Below are 305 nucleotides of genomic sequence, written 5' to 3'. Positions count from 1 at the left end.
CCTCCTGGACATGGACGGGACCCTGGTCGACACCGAGGGCTTCTGGTGGGACGCCGAGGTGGCCGTCTTCGCCGACCTCGGGCACCGGCTCGACGCGACTTGGAAGCACATCGTGGTCGGCGGGCCCATGACCCGCAGCGCCGGATACCTCATCGAGGCCACGGGCGCGGACATCACACTCGCCGAGCTGAGCGTGCTGCTCAACGACAAGTTCGAGGAGCGCATCGGCGACGGTGAGACGGAAGTGGGAAGGGCCGATCGAGGCGACGATCTTGTCGATGATGCGCCGGTGCGAGGCGGAGACC

The 305-nt window shown here is 67.9% G+C and carries 1 protein-coding gene; it reads left to right on the top strand.

The annotated features are described in order from the left end of the window. Positions 1-305 (top strand): HAD family hydrolase (locus tag J0695_RS40180; protein ID WP_505383638.1); only part of this gene is annotated, 305 nt, incomplete at both ends.

It is taken from the genome of Streptomyces beijiangensis (assembly GCF_017315755.1).
Lineage (GTDB): Bacteria > Actinomycetota > Actinomycetes > Streptomycetales > Streptomycetaceae > Streptomyces > Streptomyces beijiangensis.
The sequence above is the reverse complement of the archived record's forward strand: the minus strand, read 5'-3'. Positions and strand labels throughout refer to the sequence as shown.